Source organism: Treponema sp., from assembly GCF_024696245.1.
GTDB lineage: Bacteria > Spirochaetota > Spirochaetia > Treponematales > Treponemataceae > Treponema_D.
On the sequence record NZ_JAILGZ010000144.1, the window covers coordinates 1 to 19,887 of the forward strand.

Annotated in this window: 14 protein-coding genes and 1 pseudogene; 4 read left to right on the forward strand and 11 right to left on the reverse strand. The window is 36.9% G+C overall.

Annotation, left to right across the window (positions count from 1 at the left end; all coding sequences use genetic code 11):
* The 3 genes from K6D58_RS10120 to K6D58_RS10130 form a co-directional block, all read right to left on the reverse strand.
* A partial coding sequence (locus K6D58_RS10120) for a hypothetical protein (RefSeq protein WP_296830301.1) occupies positions 1-961 on the reverse strand: 961 nt, incomplete at its 3' end.
* Positions 962-1,148: 187 nt separating this feature from the next.
* Positions 1,149-2,510, reverse strand: coding sequence for a PFL family protein (locus K6D58_RS10125; protein ID WP_296830303.1), 1,362 nt, complete (start codon positions 2,508-2,510; stop codon positions 1,149-1,151).
* A gap of 39 nt (positions 2,511-2,549) precedes the next feature.
* On the reverse strand, positions 2,550-3,557 hold the full coding sequence (locus K6D58_RS10130) for an LPP20 family lipoprotein (protein WP_296830305.1): 1,008 nt from the start codon (positions 3,555-3,557) through the stop codon (positions 2,550-2,552).
* 132 nt (positions 3,558-3,689) lie between these two features.
* Between K6D58_RS10130 and K6D58_RS10135 the strand changes: the two genes are divergently transcribed.
* Both K6D58_RS10135 and K6D58_RS10140 read left to right on the forward strand, forming a co-directional pair.
* A complete protein-coding gene (locus tag K6D58_RS10135) occupies positions 3,690-4,112 on the forward strand; it encodes a cytidine deaminase (RefSeq protein ID WP_296830306.1) in 423 nt (140 codons plus the stop codon).
* 50 nt (positions 4,113-4,162) lie between these two features.
* Positions 4,163-4,594 (forward strand): hypothetical protein, encoded by a 432-nt coding sequence (locus K6D58_RS10140; protein WP_296830308.1) that lies wholly within the window; start codon positions 4,163-4,165, stop codon positions 4,592-4,594.
* On the opposite strand, the gene purD is transcribed toward K6D58_RS10140, so the two are convergent.
* The 5 genes from purD to K6D58_RS10165 form a co-directional block, all read right to left on the reverse strand.
* Entirely contained in the window at positions 4,587-5,915 is a 1,329-nt protein-coding gene (gene purD, locus K6D58_RS10145) for a phosphoribosylamine--glycine ligase (protein WP_296830310.1), read from the reverse strand. The two genes, K6D58_RS10140 and purD, sit on opposite strands and share 8 nt — an antisense overlap.
* Before the next feature lie 65 nt (positions 5,916-5,980).
* Complete coding sequence (locus K6D58_RS10150; RefSeq protein WP_296830312.1) at positions 5,981-6,697, reverse strand: hypothetical protein; 717 nt, start codon at positions 6,695-6,697, stop codon at positions 5,981-5,983.
* Between the two features lie 11 nt (positions 6,698-6,708).
* Positions 6,709-7,056, reverse strand: coding sequence for a hypothetical protein (locus tag K6D58_RS10155; RefSeq protein ID WP_296830314.1), 348 nt, complete (start codon positions 7,054-7,056; stop codon positions 6,709-6,711).
* Entirely contained in the window at positions 7,057-9,300 is a 2,244-nt protein-coding gene (locus K6D58_RS10160) for a fibronectin type III domain-containing protein (RefSeq protein WP_296830315.1), read from the reverse strand.
* A 5-nt stretch (positions 9,301-9,305) separates the two neighbouring features.
* Positions 9,306-13,391, reverse strand: a complete 4,086-nt coding sequence (locus K6D58_RS10165; protein ID WP_296830316.1) for a fibronectin type III domain-containing protein — start codon at positions 13,389-13,391, stop codon at positions 9,306-9,308.
* 221 nt (positions 13,392-13,612) lie between these two features.
* Between K6D58_RS10165 and K6D58_RS10170 the strand changes: the two genes are divergently transcribed.
* The gene (locus tag K6D58_RS10170) at positions 13,613-14,473 is read left to right on the forward strand and encodes a flagellin N-terminal helical domain-containing protein (protein ID WP_296830318.1); all 861 of its coding nucleotides are present in this window, start codon (positions 13,613-13,615) and stop codon (positions 14,471-14,473) included.
* A gap of 107 nt (positions 14,474-14,580) precedes the next feature.
* On the opposite strand, the gene K6D58_RS10175 is transcribed toward K6D58_RS10170, so the two are convergent.
* The 3 genes from K6D58_RS10175 to K6D58_RS10185 form a co-directional block, all read right to left on the reverse strand.
* Positions 14,581-15,060: a DUF6174 domain-containing protein gene (locus tag K6D58_RS10175; RefSeq protein ID WP_296830320.1), complete on the reverse strand. Its 480-nt coding sequence runs from the start codon at positions 15,058-15,060 to the stop codon at positions 14,581-14,583.
* Between the two features lie 169 nt (positions 15,061-15,229).
* A complete protein-coding gene (locus K6D58_RS10180) occupies positions 15,230-16,822 on the reverse strand; it encodes an extracellular solute-binding protein (protein ID WP_296830322.1) in 1,593 nt (530 codons plus the stop codon).
* Positions 16,823-16,907: 85 nt separating this feature from the next.
* Positions 16,908-18,251 carry an aminopeptidase gene (locus K6D58_RS10185; protein WP_296830324.1) on the reverse strand — a complete coding sequence of 448 codons (1,344 nt, stop codon included), beginning with the start codon at positions 18,249-18,251 and terminating at the stop codon, positions 16,908-16,910.
* 73 nt (positions 18,252-18,324) lie between these two features.
* Here K6D58_RS10185 and K6D58_RS10190 point away from each other — a divergent pair.
* A pseudogene (locus K6D58_RS10190) lies at positions 18,325-19,887 on the forward strand (hypothetical protein); the annotation flags it as partial.

The following is a 19,887-nucleotide window of genomic DNA, read 5'->3' on the forward strand; positions in this document are numbered from 1 at the left end:
CAACAGGATCAATTCCAAGATCAGAAGAAGTTTTCCGAACATTCTCTATCTTACTTAAAGCAGAGGCAGATGACAGTCCAATGGAAACTTCATAACTGTGAGCAACTAAAGCTTCACCACCTGTAGAACTTCCCTTAAGACAAATATAGAAAGTAGAAGGTAAACCATCTTCAGTATCAAGAGGAATGGAAATTGTTCCGCCGTCTTTTACGCTGACCCAGTCGCTGCTTCCTAAATCTTCATTTGTTCCATCGGAAGACAAAAAGCCCTTTCCTTTAAATACAAAATCTTCAGAACAGTCAGTAGAATCTGTCTTTGTAAAAATAATTTCTACAGCTGATCCACTCTGATAATAAATTCTTTCTGCTTCAGCTATAATTTCAATAGAACCATGATTTGTTTCAAGTTCAGTCTGAATACCAGGTTCATAACAAGTATCAATTGTAAAACCATTGGCAGAAAGATTACTATCAATTGTGCTCTGGAACTCTTCCATAAAGTCCAGACCAATCTGACTTGTAGAAGAACCACTTACACTAGGTACAGAAATTGTCTGATCAAAATTAAATCCAAAATCTGCACTTGAAAAAACACTGTCAAAATCCAGGTCATCAAGATAAGAACCTATATCAATAGGAACTTCGTAAACCGGATAGTGAAGTACATAACTCAGAATATCGCTTTCATCTTCATCAGTTTCGTCATCGTCATCCTGGATATAATTGTAAAGCTCCAGACTGTCTCCAAGACTACTCTGCATCTGTTCTGTAATTGCAGAAGTACTCAAAGAGTCAGACAAGTTGTATTTAAGTGTTCCAAGATTTACATTGTATTCAGCATCAGTTGCTACGGAAACTGTTTCCGGAACCTGCATGTTAAACAGGTCCTTACAGCTTAAAAAAGAGAAAAGCCATACTGTCAGTGCCGCAATTTTAGCGGACTTTATAAAAAATCTCTTCATAATTTGAATTTTAACATGTGGTAACCTTAAATTCAAATTTGAGACATTAAAAAAGCACCACCTGAGAAAAATTCAGATGATGCTTTTCTTCTATATAATAGCGTTTATTTACCGACTGTCTGAATCCAGAAATTAAAATACCTTAAGATTCAAACACCGGATTTTCTTACTTTCTATTATTTTTCTTTTAGTTTCTGAATGAATGAATTGGAGCAGGAATACGTCCACCGCGGTTAATAAAATCGGCACAACTAAAGTTATTAACAGGCATTACAGGACATCCTCCAAGAAGACCGCCAAACTCTACCCATTCACCGGCTTTTTTTCCAGGAGCTGGAATAAGACGGCAGGCTGTAGTTTTGTTGTTAACCATACCAATTGCAAATTCATCAGCAAGAATTCCAGAAATAGTTGTTGCACTTGTATCTCCAGGAATCGCAATCATATCAAGACCAACTGAACATACAGTTGTCATTGCTTCAAGTTTTTCAAGGCAGATTGAATTCTGTTTAACGGCATTAATCATACCTTCATCTTCTGAAACAGGAATAAAAGCACCGCTTAAACCACCAACGTTTGTTGATGCCATAACACCACCCTTCTTTACCATATCAGTAAGCATGGCAAGAGCAGCAGTTGTACCAGGAGCACCTGCACCTTCAAGACCAATTTCTTCAAGAATGCGTGCAACAGAATCACCTACTGCAGGAGTTGGTGCAAGACTAAGATCAAGAATACCAAACTTTACGCCAAGACGACGGGCTGCTTCTGTACCAACAAGCTGACCCATACGTGTAATCTTAAATGCCATCTTTTTAATTCCGTCAGCAAGTTCGTTAATAGGCTTACCTTTAAACTGACGTGCAGCTGCAAGAATAACACCAGGTCCGGAAACACCAACGTTAATTACAGAATCACCTTCTCCAGGTCCGTGGAAAGCTCCGGCCATAAACGGATTATCTTCAGGTGCATTGCAGAATACTACAAGTTTTGCACAGCCATTTACCGGATTATTTTTAGAAATTTCTGCAGTCTGCTTAATGATTTCTCCCATAAGCTTAACTGCATCCATGTTAATACCATTTTTTGTTGTACCAACATTTACGGAAGAACAAACATTGTCTGTTACAGAAAGTGCTTCAGGAATAGATTCAATTAAAGTTTTATCTGCAGGAGTAATTCCCTTCTGAACAAGAGCACTAAAACCACCAATAAAATTTACACCAAGTTCTTTTGCACAACGGTCAAGTGTCTTACAATAAGAAACATAACTTTTAGCGCCGCTTGCTCCTGCAACAAGAGCAATAGGAGTAACGGAAATTCTTTTGTTAATAATAGGAACTCCCATTTCTTTTTCTATATCCTGTCCGGTTTTAACAAGGTTGCCGGCATAGCGCATTATTTTATCGTATATTTTCTGATTAGCTTTTTTTTCATCAGAGTCTGCACAATCAAGAAGGTTAATTCCCATTGTAATGCAGCGTACATCAAGATTCTGATGACTGAACATGTTAACTGTTTCTTCTATTTCTACAGGTGTAAAAATCATTTAAGTCCCCCGATTTTGTTTGCACTATTTTATAGAAAATTACTGATTTTTGCTATGCCATTCAATTGTAAAATCAGAGGCTATCTTTTTTGCCAGCTTTTTAAGGCTTTCGCGCTGAAGCTTTTCTGCTGTATAAGCCAGGGTTTTCTGCTCTGTTTTTGTATTAAAGGTATAAACGCTTTCGTCCCCATACATAAGACTTATTTCTACACTAGGAGTTGCTACATAAATCTCATCTCCCGGCTCTCCTTCTGCAGTTTTATTAAGATCAAGAATAACTTCTGCCCTATAAGTACCTTTACCCTTGCTGATAGAAAGACCTGCTTCCTTAAGGGAACTTTCTACCTGATTATAAATTATATTTTCAAAGTCACCATCAATTTTTGCAATCTGAACCGTACTCTTTTTTAAACAGTCACTTTTATTTTTTTCAAGCAGGGAAACTTTTTTAATACAATCAGCATAATCAGAAGAAGCATCAGAAGGATTAATTGCCATAAGCACACTTATTTTTTCTATAAGGGCCGGTGTGATTTTTTTTGCATTTTCATAATCTGCATATGCCGACAAAGGATCTTCTTTTGCTGCATTATCATAAAGTTCAAGGAACTGGCTTTTTAAAATACCTGTTTCAAGATTAACCTGGTTATATGCTTTTGAACGCTCAATATAAGCGGCAACATAATAAGTTTTTTTTGGCTGAAAAAATTCAGAATACTCAAGACCTGTAAAAGTAAAGTTTGTCTTTGCAACATTAACAGTTGAATAATTTTCTACTGAATCAAGCTTACCATTACTTTCTGAATAAATAGTTTCTATTTTTACATCAGAATTTATTACCAGCTGAATGTAACGGCTGATTTCTGCAGCTGCATTTGTTCTGGCTTCTTCTTTTGTTTTTCCTTCACCAACTGCACTTAAATACATTCCATTATCATAATATTCATGGCAGTCAGAAATATAATCAGGTACTGCAACTTTTGCAGATGAACATGAAACTAAAAAAAATACTGTTAAACCAATAAATACTTTTACTATGCTTTTCATATTTTTATTTTACAACTCCACGCCTACATTCTCAACACTGCCACTCATAACCATATTTACTTTTTCATTCACAAGTGGATTTTTATGTGTTATACTGAATTTTACCACTAATCAAATTCAGGAGGTATTAGTATGGAAAAGAACGAAATGTACAAAAAGCTCATAAGTGAAGCCATTAAAATGCTGGATTTTTCTTACGTACCTTATTCACACTTCCATGTTGGAGCTGCTCTTTTAACTGACCAGGACCAGATTTACACAGGATGTAATATTGAAAACTCTGCTTTTGGACCAACAAACTGTGCCGAAAGAACCGCTTTCTTTAAAGCCATAAGCGAAGGAAAAAAATCTTTTAAGGCAATTGCTATTGTAGGCGGACCAGATGGAAAAATTAAAGACTACTGTCCTCCATGCGGTGTATGCCGTCAGGTAATGCGTGAATTCTGTAAAAATAATTTTGAAGTTATTCTTGCTAAATCTCCAGATGAATATATCGTTAAAACACTTGAAGAAATTCTTCCTTTAAGTTTTGGCAGTGAAGATTTGGAAAAATAATTTTCAAAAACCTATTGAGACTTTATCAGCTTCATTTAATAATAGTTTATATGGAATATGTTTTACTGGGAGGATCACTTTTTGTACTTGTGCTCCTCCTTAATTTTTTTATCAATTACAAAGCTTACGGCAAACAGGAAAAAGAATGGAAACGCCGCCGTCAAAAGAGAGAAGAAGCAGCTGCCAAAGGTCTTCTTGTAAACTGCCCTCTCTGCAACAGTCCCCTTTACCCTGGTGAAGATTTATTCACAAGAGTATACCGTCCTATGAGTGTAAGCGATCAGCTCTGCATCATAAAAGGTTGTCCCCACTGTTATCCAAGAGTTGAAGAAGGTTTAAAAAGAGAATGTCCTGTCTGCCACAAACAGATTGATGGCAAAACAGGACATCTTGTAGCTCACCTTTTTAACAAAACTAGCGACGGCAAAAAACACGTTGTCATTGCCGGCTGCAATTTATGCTGCAAAAGCAAACTTAATTAGATTCAGCTGCACCTGGAAGTCCGATATCCTTACGATAGAACATTCCTTCAAAGTTTACGGCTTCCAGTGCCTGATAAGATTTTTTCCATGCTTCATCAAAAGTAGAACCATGAGCAGAACATGCAAGTACACGTCCGCCGCTTGTCTTAAGGCTTGTAGCACCAGCTTTTGAACAGTCAAGGCTCTTGTCTTCTACAGCACCTGCAATAAAAATCTTTGCACCGCTTTCTTCAATCTTTGCCTTGTCTTCGCAAATCTGCATTCCCTTTTTATAAGACTTAGGATATCCGCCGCTTACAGCAACAGGTGCTACCTGATAACCAGACTTCCACTTAAAGTTAAAATCCTTAAGTTTACCATCGATGATTGCCTGACACATTTCTACAAAATCAAAATCCATCATTGGAAGAACTGCCTGAGTTTCCGGATCTCCAAGACGAACATTGTATTCAAGAGCTTTTGGTCCGTCTTTAGTAAGCATGATTCCAAAGAAAATAAATCCGCGGTAATCATAACCTTCTTCTACAAGACCACGTAATGTTGGGAATTCAATTTCTTCATAGAATTTTTTCTTTAAATCGTCAGTAAAATCATCAACAGGACAAATAGCACCCATTCCACCTGTATTAGGTCCCTTTGCTCCATCAAGAAGACGCTTGTGGTCGCGGGCACTTAAGAATGATGCTATGCAGGCTTTTCCTTCTTTTGCATATTCAGGAGTAACACTAACTGCTGCAAGAACAGAAATTTCTACTCCCCTGAGATATTCTTCGATTACAAGTTTTTTTCCGGCGTCACCAACAGCTGTTCCTTCCATAAGATCTTTAACAGCCTGTCTGGCTTCTTCCATAGTAAGGGCAACAACTACACCCTTTCCAGCAGCAAGACCATCTGCCTTAAGAACAATTGGTGCACCCTGTTTTTCTACATATTCAAGAGCTGCCTTTTCGTCTGTAAAGGTTTCACTTTTAGCACAGGCAACTCCATACTTCTTCATAAAAGCCTTAGCTAAATCTTTGCTGGCTTCAAGCTGTGCACCTGCTTTTTTAGGACCAATTACAGGAATTCCTGCTACCCACAAATCATCAGCTGCACCTTCAGAAAGAGGATTTTCCGGACCAACAACTGCAAGACTACAGCCGTTTGCCTTAGCAACTTGAGCGTAATTTCCGTCAGACGCTTCTACATTGCGGCATTTATTTTCTAATGCTGTACCACCGTTACCAGGAATACAGATTACTTCTTCTACATTGCTGCTCTGAGCAATTTTCCATGCGATTGTATGTTCGCGTCCACCGTTTCCAATTACTGCTACTTTCATGGAAGTGTATTTTACTTTATTTGAAAAATGTTGTCAGCAGTTCCCGTAAAAGTATGCAAAAAACCCTAGAATAGTTTCTTAACCTGCCTTACATAAGAATACTTATTGGTCTTTTTTCTGCTGTAGCGGATTCCCACGTCAACATGATACTGCCATGAATAATCAAAAGGCTGAATATTTTTATTGGTTCCAAGGTTTGGATAATCAAGATCAAAACCTGCATTAACAAGAATAGTCCAGCGGTGGGCTACAGGAAGTTCTGTTCCGGTCAGAAGACCCAGGCCAAGATAATGAAGATGATATTCATCACTAAGCTGATACATATAATGCAATCCAATACCGTACTTTAAGCGGACATATTCCCACATGTTTGTTTCAAAAATAGGACCTGCAAACAGATCAAAGGCATACAAAATTGTCTGTTTTGCAATCTGTTCCACATCATTAAACTCATGGGAAAAAGGATAATAGGCACTTATTTTTATCATGCTGTTGCAAGGCTTCATGTTTACACTTTGAACTGCAAAATAAGCTCCTATCATATAATCCTGCCAGACAAAGTTAGAACGACCTGACATTTCTTCAAGACGAACTACTGTTGCAAAAGTAACCCCTTCATCAAAAATAATATAAGGCCTGTCTTTAATAAGAGGAAAACCTGTTTTTGGATTTATATCTTCTTCAGTATTTTCTGTTCCACCATTGTTTTCTGTCTGTGTCTGGGCATAAAGGCAAAAACTTAGTGAACAGAATACTGCAGCAAGTAATAATAATTTTTTCATCAGCCAGCTCTCTATTTACTTGTATGATATAAAGTCAGATGCTTTGTTGTATCATCAGTAATCCAGTCAAGATAAAGCATAGCTCCGCGAATATCCCATTCACTGTTCATTGAATAAGATTTGCTGTCCACTGAATATTTAAATACAAGAACATTATCTACTACAGTATAACTGCCTTCATAATCAACTTCATCTCCTTCTGAATTTTCTACTGTTGCAGAAAAAGTTCCATCGCTCATAAAAGAAAGTTTACTGCCATTATTGTCAGCCCATGTTCCGTAAAGTGGACTTGGTTCATAACAAGCTGTAAAAACCAGTGCCAGTAAAATACCTGCTGTCATAAAAAATACTTTTTTCATTTATCTATCCTCTTCTCCTACTTTCCAGTTTACCTCTTCACTTGTGTAGACTTCATTGCCTTCAAGATCCCAGGAACTTATAACATAATAGCCGCCGCCTGCAGCTCCATTTTTAATTTCAAGATTGTTGTAATAATTTGAACCAGGATACATACCTGTACAGGTTACTGTTCCGTTCATACTTCCATTTGCACTCATGTTTGATGATGTATTTGAATTACCATCAAAGACAAAGTGCGGCTCAATTACCCATTCACCATTTGTGTAATAGGTATAGTTGTAATCCGCATAGTCTGTATACTTCATTACGATTTCTGCACCAAGACCTGCAATAGCTGCCTTATAATAAAGTGTTCCGGAAATATCACCGTTAACAGTTTCCGATCCCAGCTTATCCATGTCATTAGCTTTATGCATAAGGGTCAGATGTTCCTGAGACCTGAGACTTGTTTTGTTATATTCACGCATCCACTGGTCAGGAGTAATTGCACCATAACCATAATCAACAGTTCCCTTATTTCCCTGATAAAGATTATTCAGTGAAACAACTTTGTAATAATAAATTACACTTGCTTTTGCCTTAGTGTTGTAATCAATGTAAACAAGATCAGTTACCGGTTCATCCGTAAGTTTTTTAAATCCTGAATCAGGAGAAGATGAACGGTAAACATAATATGCTGCAGGAATATCATTTTCCGGAGCAGTCCATTCAATCTGAACAGGATAAACATTATTTGAATTATAAGAAGTATCCCAGTCACTGATAGAAATTTTCTGAGTCTTAGAAGCAGTAACACTTGCAGGTGCAGCCGGCATTGGTGCATAAGCTGAACTCAATACACTTTCCGTATCAGTACCATCAGGATTTTTTGTAAGAAGCTTGTAGTAAGATTTTTTTACAACTTCATATTCATAATACCCTTCAGAATTTTTTTCCGTAACATCAGGTTCTACCAAAAGTGTATATGTACCATCAAGATCATCACAATAATAAATTCCGTAGCTCAGATTAAGTGAATCAATTTCTGCACCGATTGCATCCTGCCATTCAACAATAACATGATCATCATCACTACCATCAAGTATTTGAATTTCTGTAGGAGGACTAAGTAAAAATCCCAGGGCAGGACTTTCTGAATCCTTACCGCTCTCAGAGAAAGGACTCTTCATTACAGTTCCGTCCGAATCTTCTCCAACTGCCTGAACATAATAATAGTAATAAACACCTGTCTTTAATCCGGACTTGTCAGTGTAAAGAGCAGTAGTTAAATCAGAAGCCAGCAGAGTATACTCACTATCCTGAGAAGAATTTCTGTAAACACAATAAGTAACTGTTCCGCCGTTATAATCAACTTCATCCCACATAACATTCAAACCGGAAGAACCCCTGCTGATTTCTCCAAGACCGTTGTTAACACAAACATTTTCCGGAGTAGAAGGAGCACCTGGTAAAAGTGAATAACCCATAGCTATTGAACTTAATGCAGATGTAGTTCCTTCGCGGGTATAAGCATTTACCTTGTAATAAAATTCCGTTCCCTGTTCCGAAGAAAGAATGTCGTTTTCATAATAAGTCTGATTTCCGTAAACAGTGTCGATTAATTCCATGGAAGTACCGTTGGATTTTTCTCCACGATATATTCCATAAGAAACAGCATTATCTACAGCATCCCAGGTAATTTTTACAATTTCAGTAGAAGTACCTTTTGTTGCATCAGTATTTTTTGGACATCCTAAAAGCCAGCCGCATCCTTCTGTTTCTGACACCTGTGAATAATCACTTTCTTCATAGCCTGCACCAATATTTTTTGCAGTAACTTTATAATAGTAACGATAATCATACTGAACATTAGAACTGCCTGGTGTTTTTAAAATCGTATCAACATAACTTGTATCAGAACAATATTCAGACACAACAGAAAAATCCAGTTCATCATAATTCACAGTTGAAGTTTTATCTTCTACATAAGCACGCTCAACTGTATAAGATGTAGCATCACTTACAGCAGACCAGGTAATTTTTATTTTACCTGAATAAATTCCCTGAGAAGCAAGAACCTGTTCCGGAGCATCAAGCTGATCAATTTCTACATCTGGTGTTAAAAAATCAGAAACCGAACTCTGCTCATTATCAGTATCCATTGCAACTTTTCCCTGAAACCAGTCAGCACAGGATGTTAAAAAAAACAATGACAGACCTGATAAAAATATTTTTTTACTAAGTTTTCTATTTATTACTTTCATTTTTATTACCACCATGGAGAAACATAAACCGGAACAGTATCATCAAACTGTGTAACTTTTGAATCATGTCCCGTTCCAATGTTATAAGGGAACCATTTAAGGAATGTATCCTCATCACTTTCCGTAATACTAAAACTGTAACCATTATCACGGGTAAAGGCACATATCCATGAAAGTTTTACACCATCACTTAATGCAGTCCATCCCTTGCTTCCCATTGTTCCAGCACTTACCGTAAATGTTCCTTTATAAGAATCAAGACCGTTAGAACATTCAACAGCAACTTCTGCCTGTGGAAGATAATACAAAGTATTTCCATCAACAGCAGCTCTTGATGAGACATCAGCAATTGTAATTGTCCATGGAGATGTAAATGAATTATCTGTTGAATCACTTGTTGTATTTAAAGTAGTTCCACCACGGAAAATGTGAGTATATTTTTCTCCACCAGTTCCCCAGGTTACAGTCTTTGTTGCAGAACTATGAGTTATAGTAAAGGTTCCTGTTGAACCAGTACAAGTTCTGTCACCTCCAGAAGAAATTCCGCACTGGAACAAAGCATCACCAATAATAAGATTGATACACTTAACCATTTCTTCATCACTAGGAGCACGGGTTCCCCACTTAATATATTCATCCTCAGTACCAAAAGTAAATTCGGTCGGAGCACTATAACAGTATTTTGAATCCCTGAGCACATAACTGCGTACGCGATAAAAATGTTTGTAATCACGAAGAATCTTTGTAGCATCACAGGCAGAACCATCAAATGAATAGCTGTAACTTTCACTTGTATCTGCTGTATCAAATGAATAAGCTGCCACCTGAGTCCAGTCACTTAAATCATTACTGATAACTTCTATTACATAACCATCAATTCCATAGTTGGAAGTATCATCTATTTGAGCTGCAGACCATATAAGTTTTTCTGTAGTACCAAGTGAATCCGACTGATTTGCAGAAGTAACCTTAGGCTGGGAAAGAACCCATCCTTCATTTATAGATCTGTCTGAATAATTTGAATCAGCATGTTCATCATAATAAGAAATATTGTAATCCCTTTCATTTTCATTTTTTGCAGGATAAGATCTGGCATTACCACAACTCATACCAACAAGATAGCGGTAAACTTTTCCATAAGCTGCACTTGTATCTGAATAATACAAATCAGAAGTCTGACCTTTTTCTTCCCAACTTGAACCATCATATCTGTAAACATAATAAACAACATCACCAGACGGAACTTCAGGCTTAGACCAGCTTACATAAATAGAAGTATTATCTGCACTGTCTTCCTTATTAAGGGTAGAAGTCTCCCATCCTTTAGATGCATTTACTTTAAGACCATAACCTAAAGCAAAACCTGTTTTAGAAACAGCACTGACACTTCCGGAATAAGATGCACCATTTTCTATATCAAGAATTCCAGAAGCATAAGTTCCTCCGATTTTATCCGTCTCTTTTAAAGGCACAACGATATATTCAAACTTCTGTCCCCAGGCAAGACGGGCCTGCTGTTTTCTATACACTTCCTTATAATCGCTGGAAGTAAATATTTCTTCAGTAACAAGATCCGTTAAAGTATAAACTCCGTCACTTAAAGAAACACTTGATGCACTTGCAGACTTCTGATTAACCTCAGACAGTTCACAGGTAGAAGCATCTATCCAGTAAGTAATTACATCATCAGACCAGGCAGCCGGACTTAAAAGAGAATCATAGAATCTTCTGATAACAATGTAAGAACCTGCACCGTCAAAAGCATCCCATGTTACATTTATTTTTCCAGAATAAGTTCCCTGAGAAACACCAGCAACAGTTGCAGCCGGTCCAAAAAGTTTCATTGATTCAGAAACAGAAACTTCATTATCAGAATCTACACTTGAATTAAGGGCAGTAACATTTACCTTAAGAGGAAGTCCCGCATACTGAGCATTATTGTAGCCGGCAATTTCATTAAACTGAATTTCAAAATTACCATATTCATCTGCATCATCAGAAGTAAGGGTTACACTCTGCCCTGCTGAATCTGAATCAAGGGCAAGTGAATCAGTATCGTTATCATAAACATAAGTAACTGTATAAGTATCTGCTTTATTTACAGCAGCAAAAGAAACTGTCATACCTTCATAACTTATGTCAGAAATACTTACCTCTGGAGTACCAAGTGTTCCGCATTCAACAGCATCTGCCCCATCACCTTTTTCTGCAGACTCAGTTTTATAAACATCAGCCTTAAACCATCTTGTCTCACCACTGACAATATCTTCCGGAATATATTCATAACTATAATCAGAACTTTCAGTACAAACATAATTTATAATTTCAGTCCAGTCCGATTCACTTTCAGAATTTACAGAACACTCTTTTACTATATAAGTATTGCCTGCTGTTGCAGAGAAAGAAATATCATACTTACTTAAATATCCATCACTAACCGCAAAATTTTCAAGAACAAGTGGATTTAAATCTTCAGTAATATATCTGCTCTTTGAAGAAGTTACAGTTTCTACATTAGTCTGACTTGCATTACTTTTTATAATAACTGAATAAGAATAGCGGCCGTTCATAGAAGGCAAAGGTTTTATTTCATCAGTATAAGAATTCAATTCATCAATAGAAGTAAATTCTTTTGTAAGATACTCCACTGTCTCTGAAGCATCTAAAGTTACCCTCTTTCTTGAAAGTATATATTTGTAATTTGACTCAAGGTCACTGTCATTAAAAGTAAATTCAAAAGATAAACTTGCACCACTATAACTTTGAGCTGTCACTCCATCTTCTGCATAAACAATTATATAAACAGGATTACCAACAGAGAAAGAAGTTTTTCCTAAAGGCCATCCTGATTCTTCTGCAGCAGAGGAAGAAGAAGTTGTAAGTTTTGAATATGAAGTTGAAGATGCCGATGCAGCCGAAGTATTTTCATCATAATAATAATCTGTATAAGGCTGAATCTTATAATCGTAACGATTATTACGCAGAACATTTTTATCTGTAAATGTAATTTTGTAACCGCTGATATAATTTGGATAAAGTGAATTTTCCTCAACAGATTCTCCAGCTTCAATTGTAAGAAGAGAATTATTTGTTGAACAATCCTGAGCATTAAAAGTATAAACTGTTTTTGAACTGATATATGAACTTACAGCACCTGTACTTGAATTACAGTTAGAACCAATATAAGCAATATATGGAACTGAATCAAAAGCTGAATCTGTAGAAAGCTTCCTGAAAATTTTAAAGTAAACAGGACGACGTGCATAAGTTGAACCTTCCTTTATGTCAACAAATGAAGGAAGTGTCCATGATAAAGTTACGCAATCAGTTGATTCACCCTGCCCTGCTGCAAAATCAGAAATTTTTTCCGGAGTAAGTTTTCTTGCTGTCTCCGAATCAAGTATGTCACTTTTTTCTTCGTAAGCTCCCCCCTGCAAGGAAGCAATAACCTGAAAGTAATAAGTTGTGTTTGGCGAGAGTCCTGTTATCTGGGCACTTAAACTTCCATCAGTTATAAAAGGATCACTACCGGCAGTAGCACTTCCCTTTTCATCAGTATAACAGACAACTTCATATTGAATTGAAGAATAATAAGTTTCTGCCGTACAGTTTTCCATCCACCAGTTTACAGTTACAGAAGTTTCATCTGAATCTGAATCCTGCTCTACAGAAGTTATTACAGGTGTTGCTAAAGTTGAACCGCATACAATTGTACTGGCCGGCCCTTCCTTTTCATCAGCATCAACTGCAGTTACTTTAAAATATTTTGTTAATCCACTATTTAAATTAGAAATTGATTTACTTGTTGAAGAATTTTTTTCAGTTTCAGAAAACAATACAAAATCATCTTCATAAATTGAATCTGAAGCATAGATTTTATATCTTAATGCACCGGAAACAGCTGACCAGGACAGATTAATACTCCTGTAGCCGCCCTGACTTGCCTTTAAATCCTTAGGTGCTGTCAAAGTTGAATTATTGTAAATATTTGTACCGTTTCCAGAAGGTGATGAAATAAGATTATCTTCACAAGCGGTCAAAACACAAATAAGGCACAATGTGCCTGCTAAAAATCCCACCACTTTATTCATGCTTTTATGTTAAAAAATAACTTTATTTTTTTCAATATCTTGTTATAAGACATATAATTAACTTTAATTTCAAAAAAATTTCTAAAAATTTTTATTTTTTTGCTAAAGTAAAATTTTCAATCTCCGAAATAAAAAGTATAGGGTGAGAAAAAACCCGGGAGGGCGGCAGACCACTTACGGCAACTGCTTGTAACTCTAGAAATTGTATAAGGAGATACATTATGGTTATTAATCACAACATGAGTGCAATGTTTGCACAGCGTTCAGAAGGAATCACGGAAGTAAATCACCAGAAAAACATGGAAAAACTTTCATCTGGTATGAAAATCAACCGCGCAGGAGACGATGCTTCAGGACTTGCAGTTTCTGAAAAAATGCGTTCACAGATTCGTGGTTTGAACCAGGCATCTACAAATGCTAAAAATGGTATTTCTTTCATCCAGACAACTGAAGGATACCTCCAGGAAACTGAAGATATCGTACAGCGCATCCGTGAACTTGCAGTTCAGTCTTCAAACGGTATCTACACTGATGAAGATCGTATGCAGATTCAGGTTGAAGTTTCTTCACTTATCGCTGAAGTTGACCGCATCGCTTCTTGTGCACAGTTCAACGGTATGAACATGCTCACAGGACGCTTCGCTCGCCCAACTGGTGAAAACACTCCAACAGCTTCTATGTGGCTCCACATTGGTGCAAACATGGACCAGAGAACTCAGGTTTACATTGGTACCATGAGTGCAACAGCTCTTGGACTTCGTAACGTCGGAACTGAAGAAATCATGACTCTTCAGACTCCAGACGACGCTAACCGTGCAATCGGTACTTTGGACGAAGCAATCAAAAAGATTAACAAACAGCGTGCTGATCTTGGTGCTTATCAGAACCGCCTTGAAAAGACAGTTGTTGGTCTTGATGTTGGTGCAGAAAACCTTCAGGCTGCTGAATCACGCATTCGCGATACAGATATGGCTAAGGAAATCGTTGAATCTACAAAGAACCAGGTTCTTCAGCAGGCTGGAACTGCTATGCTCGCACAGGCAAACCAGTCTTCACAGAACGTACTTTCACTTCTTCAGTAGTTCACGTAAAGCAGCCTAGAGCTGCTTAAAAAAAGAGCCGGCCGTGTGATTCATGAAATACGTTTCATAAATCACATGGCCGGCTCTTTTATTTTAAATTTCTTTTTTTATCTTACTCTAAAATCATCTATATTAATATAAACCAGAATATCTTCAGATAATAAATTTTTTCCGTTATAAACACTTAAGTACATACTTTTAGGAAAATGATATCTTTTATCATATGAAATTTCATAACGTACATTTTTAAATCTTCCGTAGGAATATTCATCCTTAACCTTCTGATAAGACTCATAGATTTCTGCAAAAACATCATCAATGGACCTTATATCCCATTTTTTTGATGAATATCTGTCAAACTCAATTTTACCAATACCATTCTTTACCGTAACTTTTCCACTAAAATAATCATCAAAATCAGAAGACTCACCGGTAATGTCAAAAGAATAATTCTGTAAATCCAAATCCTTCCAATCATTTCTGGCAGAAACAAATTCATCCTCATCAAATTCAAGATAATTATAATCCAGACTACATGAAGAAAAACCTAACACAATGGCGGCAATCAAAAATAAACTTTTTTTCATTTTTACATTCCTTTAAATATTTTAGATTAAATTAAGAAAATATTAAGGAATATTTAAGGAACAATCAATCCACTAAACAAAAAAAAAGACCCGCCCCTAAAATCAAGAAAATCTTCTTAAAGCCAGGAGCAGGTCTCTTCTATATATAAGATATTTTTACCTGATTAAATTATCTTCTGCGTTCAGCATAGTAATCATCAAGCTGTTCCTGCAGTTCTGCAATAACAGTATCAATACCATACTTCTTAAGTTCAGCACGGAATTCCCTTACATAAGCTTCAGGATTATCCATCTGACCGTAAGTAATATTCTTCATATACTTATCACAAACAGCAGTAAGTTTAATGATTTCCCAGTTTACATAATCAAGGTTCCATACGATTTCACCAAATGGATAAACTGTCTGCAAGCTTGTATAAAGCTTGTTGATTTCTTCAAATGAATCCCATGAACCAGAAGCATCACGAAGTTCAAGATTATCGTTACGACCCCACCAGAAGTTTGTAACGATTCCATCTCTGTCACCGTTATAACCAGCAGGTTTTACAGCATAGTTATTGCCGTCTCTTCCTCTTGAAATCTCATACTGCTTTCCTTCAATACCATTACATAAAAGACGATAACACTCAGGATCATTACGAAGAAGATCATAAACAGCAAGTGCACGTGCCTTATGTTTAGAAGCAGAAGAAATTGCCATAGCACCATGAGTAATACCCATAGTTGTAATATTTCCAGTTTCTTCACCAAACCAGAAGAAGCCTACATCAGAACCAGGGAATCTCTTATCCATTTCTCCCTTAACCTGTGTATACCATGTCTGTGTATGATGCTGTTCAACACCAGATTTACCAGTATAGAAAGCTGTACGGTTATCAGGATTAGCTGTAAGAACATTCTTTCTCCATACACCCATGTCATTCCAGCGTTTCATAAGCTTTGCAAAGTTAACTAATTCTTTACCCTCAGTATATGGACTGTAAATTTTAGTCATATCAGCTTTATGAACACCAAAGAGGCCGTAAGCATTAACACCATCAAGAACCATAAAGTCTGAATTAGAAAGAATATATCCGCCGGCAATATCTGTAGCACCCTTTGCATCCCAAGGATAGAAGTTTGGTTTATTCTGCTTTAAAAGGTAAGAGAAATATTTTGTAAGGTCATTCCATGAATGAACACCCTTAAGACCTGCTTCTTTTGCCCAGTCATTGCGGTACATAAATCCGTGGTTAATCCACTGTGCATAATTGTCTTCAGGAATCAAATAAATCTTTCCCTGATACTTACACTGATCCCAGTGCCCCTTTGAAGCAACCTGTGAATATGTCTGTCCTGCATACTTCTTAAGATTTTCATCAGAAAGAACTGCCAGATTTCCAAGCTTTGCATTTTTCCATGCATCAAGCCAGTCAGTAGCTGTACCAATCAGGTCAATCTTTCCGTTTTTACGGGCAAGAAGTCTGTTATATTCATTAAGATAGTCATTCCAAGGTATATACATTATTTCAAGTTCTGCATTTACCTTTTCTGTAAGAATGCTGTTAAGCTTATTGAGCATTTCTCCAGTAGCGCCGTTACTTGGAGGATTACCCAAAGTAAGATACACAATCTTTACATGTTCAGAATAATCATTGTACCAGCCAGTTTTAATCAAACGATTTTCTTCAGCAGTGTAAACCTTCTCCTGTGCATTTTTATTTCCGCAGCTTGTAATAAGTACAGAAACCAATGCCATAATTACCACAAAAACCCTTTTCATATTGACTCCATTAATATGTTTTTCGTGTTACTCTACTAAATAATATTTTACACAATATATTGATATCTTAACAAGCATTTATTGTTTATATGGTAAGAAATGCTTTATATGCCTTATATGCCTCTTCTATATCAAAAGCAGCTGTTATTTCCCATGGAGCATGCATACTCAAAACAGAAACTCCTGCATCAAGAACATACATTCCATATTTTGCAGCAAGGTATGCAATTGTTCCGCCGCCACCCTGATCTACTTTACCAAGTTCAGCCATCTGATATTTTACCTTGTTATTATCAAGAACACTTCTCAACTTAGCAATAAATTCTGGAGAAGCATCACTTGCACCACTTTTACCCCTGCTTCCTGTGTACTTGTTGAATACAATTCCGCCGCCTAAAAGAGATGCATTTGCCCTGTCATACAAATCTCCGTTCATAGGATCAAAGGCTGCATTAACATCACTTGAAAGCATATTTGAATTATTAAGTGCACGACGAACCTTAAGTTCTGAATAATCACCAAGGCGGTCTACAACTTCTGCAACTGCATTTTCAAAGAAGTGGCTTGCCATACCAGTTGCACCAACACTTCCAATTTCCTCTTTATCTACACAGATACAAACATTTGTTCTTTTACCTGCATTACTTTCAAAAAGAGCCCTTGCACTTGTGTAAGCACAGCTTCTGTCATCCTGTCCGTAAGCAAGAATAAGTGAGCGGTCAAATCCAAGATCCCTTGCTTTTCCTGCAGGAACAATTTCCAGTTCTGCTGAACCAAAATCTTTTTCTGTAATTCCATAAGTTGATTCAAGAAGCTTAAGAATATTTTTCTTAGCAGCATCTTTTTCTGCTTTTGAATGTGAATCAGAATTCTCATCTGAAGAAGGCTGTGAACTACCAATAATCAGATCAAGACTTTCACCCGGAATAAAATCACTTGCACTTTCTTTCATCTGCTTCTGTGCAAGATGTGGAAGAATATCACTGATACAGAAAACAGGATCGTCTTCCTTTTCTCCAATATTTACATTAACAACGCTGCCGTCTTTTTTACAAACAACACCATGAATAGCAAGAGGAAGTGTTACCCACTGATACTTTTTAATTCCCCCGTAATAATGTGTGTTCATGTAAACAACAAAATCTTTTTCGTAAACCGGATTCTGCTTTACATCAAGGCGTGGTGAATCAATATGTGCACCAAGAATATTCATTCCCATCTCAATGTCATCGCTGCCAATATTAAACAAAGCTATTGCCTTGCCAAATTTTGTAACGTAAACTTTATCTCCTGCCTTAAGAGACTTTACATCAGAGATATTTTTGTACCCGTTTTTTTCTGCAAGCTGAACGATAGCATTACAACATTCACGTTCAGTTTTACCCGTGTTTAAAAAATTTTTGTAATCGTTAATAAGTTCTGTGTTCATAATTAATCTCCAATTTCAAAATTATTTTAACTTAAAAATTGCCGAATGTCTTTAAAAAGTGTAAATTCATAATATGAAAATATTACTCATTCAACCGCCATTAGTTCAGCTCAATACTGCTTATCCAAGCGGTGCATATTTATATTCTTTTTTTAAAAAACTTGGACATGACGTAAAATGGTATGACCTGAGTATCGCTCTCTTTCATAAAATATTTTCAAAAGAAGGACTCACTAAACTTTTTTCACTTACAGAAAATAAAGCCCTGGATCTTGCAGAAAAATCAAAGGCCCATGGAGATATAAACACATACACAAATATTCTTTCTTATCTTTCACAAAGTCATTCGTGGATTAACTGGATTGATACCATCGTAAAAATTCTTACAGACGGTTCCGGCTCAAGCTCCAGGGAATTATGCCATCGCTTTATTTTTTCACCAGACATTCCTCACGGTATGAGAATGAATAATTATCTTGAAAATCTGGATCATGAAGCGTCGATAGATGATGCCCGTTTTTTAGCAACCATGGCCCTTGCAGATATGGCAGATTACATAACAGCTGTTTTTGATAAAGAGTTTGCCTTAATCCGTTACGGAGAATCCCTTGCAATAAACGAAACTTCTTTCAGTCAGATAGAGAAGGGGATAGACTCCCCTGTACTTACAGTTTTTTATCAGGAAGTTTTAAACGATATTTTTTATGACAAATCTAAGGAATCCTTTATCCTGCCTCAAATTCAGTCACAAAACCCAGCGCTGGGCTACCAAATGGTTGCAGATACTACCAAGCAGTCTGACACCGATACCTCTGCCACAGCAGGTGAAAAAACCCTTATCTGTATAAGCGTACCTTTTGCAGGAACATTCTCAGCTGCCCTTTACACAGGCAAATACCTTAAAGAACATTTTAATCAGCAGGTATTCATCAGTGCAGGAGGAGGCTTTATAAATACTGAGCTCCGGGAATGTAACGAACGGTCGTTAGTAAACTACTTTGACTCCTTAAGCTATGACAGGGGTTACGGTTCCTACCTGGCCTTGTTTGATTCAGGAATACTACCTGGCGTTCAGCAAATAAATATAACAACCGAAAGTTCGTTAAACATCCGGACAGAAAATACCTCAGAACCCCCTGTTTCTCACACTTCTGACCTGACTAACGAACGTAAGCTTTATAAACTCAAGCTTTTCCTTACAGACAAGGTAATTGAACATACGGAAGTTAACCCGGACTTACAGAAATTAGAAGATGAATATACGGCAACAATTATTCCTGATTTTACTGACATTGATTTTTCAAACTACCCAAGGGTATGTGATGATACAAATCCAATGCAAAGAATGTGGAGTGATGGTGCCTGGGTAAAAGCTTATCTTGCCCACGGCTGTTACTGGCACAAGTGCGCATTTTGTGACACAACACTGGATTATGTTAAATCTTACAAACCAACAAAATTACAGCCTCTATTTAAAAGCCTTAAAGAACAATGTGATGCTAAAAAAGTTTATGGCATTCATTTTGTTGACGAAGCATTACCGCCAAAAGCCCTCTGTGAATTTGCCAGATTAAACGCTTCTGAAGGCAACAAACTTTCTTACTGGGGCAATGTCCGTTTTGAAAACATCTATTCA

What these genes read in the sequence shown, in the direction of transcription:
- K6D58_RS10125 (WP_296830303.1), bottom strand. Translation starts at nt 2,510, where the DNA reads ATGATTTTTACACCTGTAGAAATAGAAGAAACAGTTAACATGTTCAGT.
- K6D58_RS10130 (WP_296830305.1), bottom strand. Translation starts at nt 3,557, where the DNA reads ATGAAAAGCATAGTAAAAGTATTTATTGGTTTAACAGTATTTTTTTTA.
- K6D58_RS10135 (WP_296830306.1), top strand. Translation starts at nt 3,690, where the DNA reads ATGGAAAAGAACGAAATGTACAAAAAGCTCATAAGTGAAGCCATTAAA.
- K6D58_RS10140 (WP_296830308.1), top strand. Translation starts at nt 4,163, where the DNA reads ATGGAATATGTTTTACTGGGAGGATCACTTTTTGTACTTGTGCTCCTC.
- purD (WP_296830310.1), bottom strand. Translation starts at nt 5,915, where the DNA reads ATGAAAGTAGCAGTAATTGGAAACGGTGGACGCGAACATACAATCGCA.
- K6D58_RS10150 (WP_296830312.1), bottom strand. Translation starts at nt 6,697, where the DNA reads ATGAAAAAATTATTATTACTTGCTGCAGTATTCTGTTCACTAAGTTTT.
- K6D58_RS10155 (WP_296830314.1), bottom strand. Translation starts at nt 7,056, where the DNA reads ATGAAAAAAGTATTTTTTATGACAGCAGGTATTTTACTGGCACTGGTT.
- K6D58_RS10160 (WP_296830315.1), bottom strand. Translation starts at nt 9,300, where the DNA reads ATGAAAGTAATAAATAGAAAACTTAGTAAAAAAATATTTTTATCAGGT.
- K6D58_RS10165 (WP_296830316.1), bottom strand. Translation starts at nt 13,391, where the DNA reads ATGAATAAAGTGGTGGGATTTTTAGCAGGCACATTGTGCCTTATTTGT.
- K6D58_RS10170 (WP_296830318.1), top strand. Translation starts at nt 13,613, where the DNA reads ATGGTTATTAATCACAACATGAGTGCAATGTTTGCACAGCGTTCAGAA.
- K6D58_RS10175 (WP_296830320.1), bottom strand. Translation starts at nt 15,060, where the DNA reads ATGAAAAAAAGTTTATTTTTGATTGCCGCCATTGTGTTAGGTTTTTCT.
- K6D58_RS10180 (WP_296830322.1), bottom strand. Translation starts at nt 16,822, where the DNA reads ATGAAAAGGGTTTTTGTGGTAATTATGGCATTGGTTTCTGTACTTATT.
- K6D58_RS10185 (WP_296830324.1), bottom strand. Translation starts at nt 18,251, where the DNA reads ATGAACACAGAACTTATTAACGATTACAAAAATTTTTTAAACACGGGT.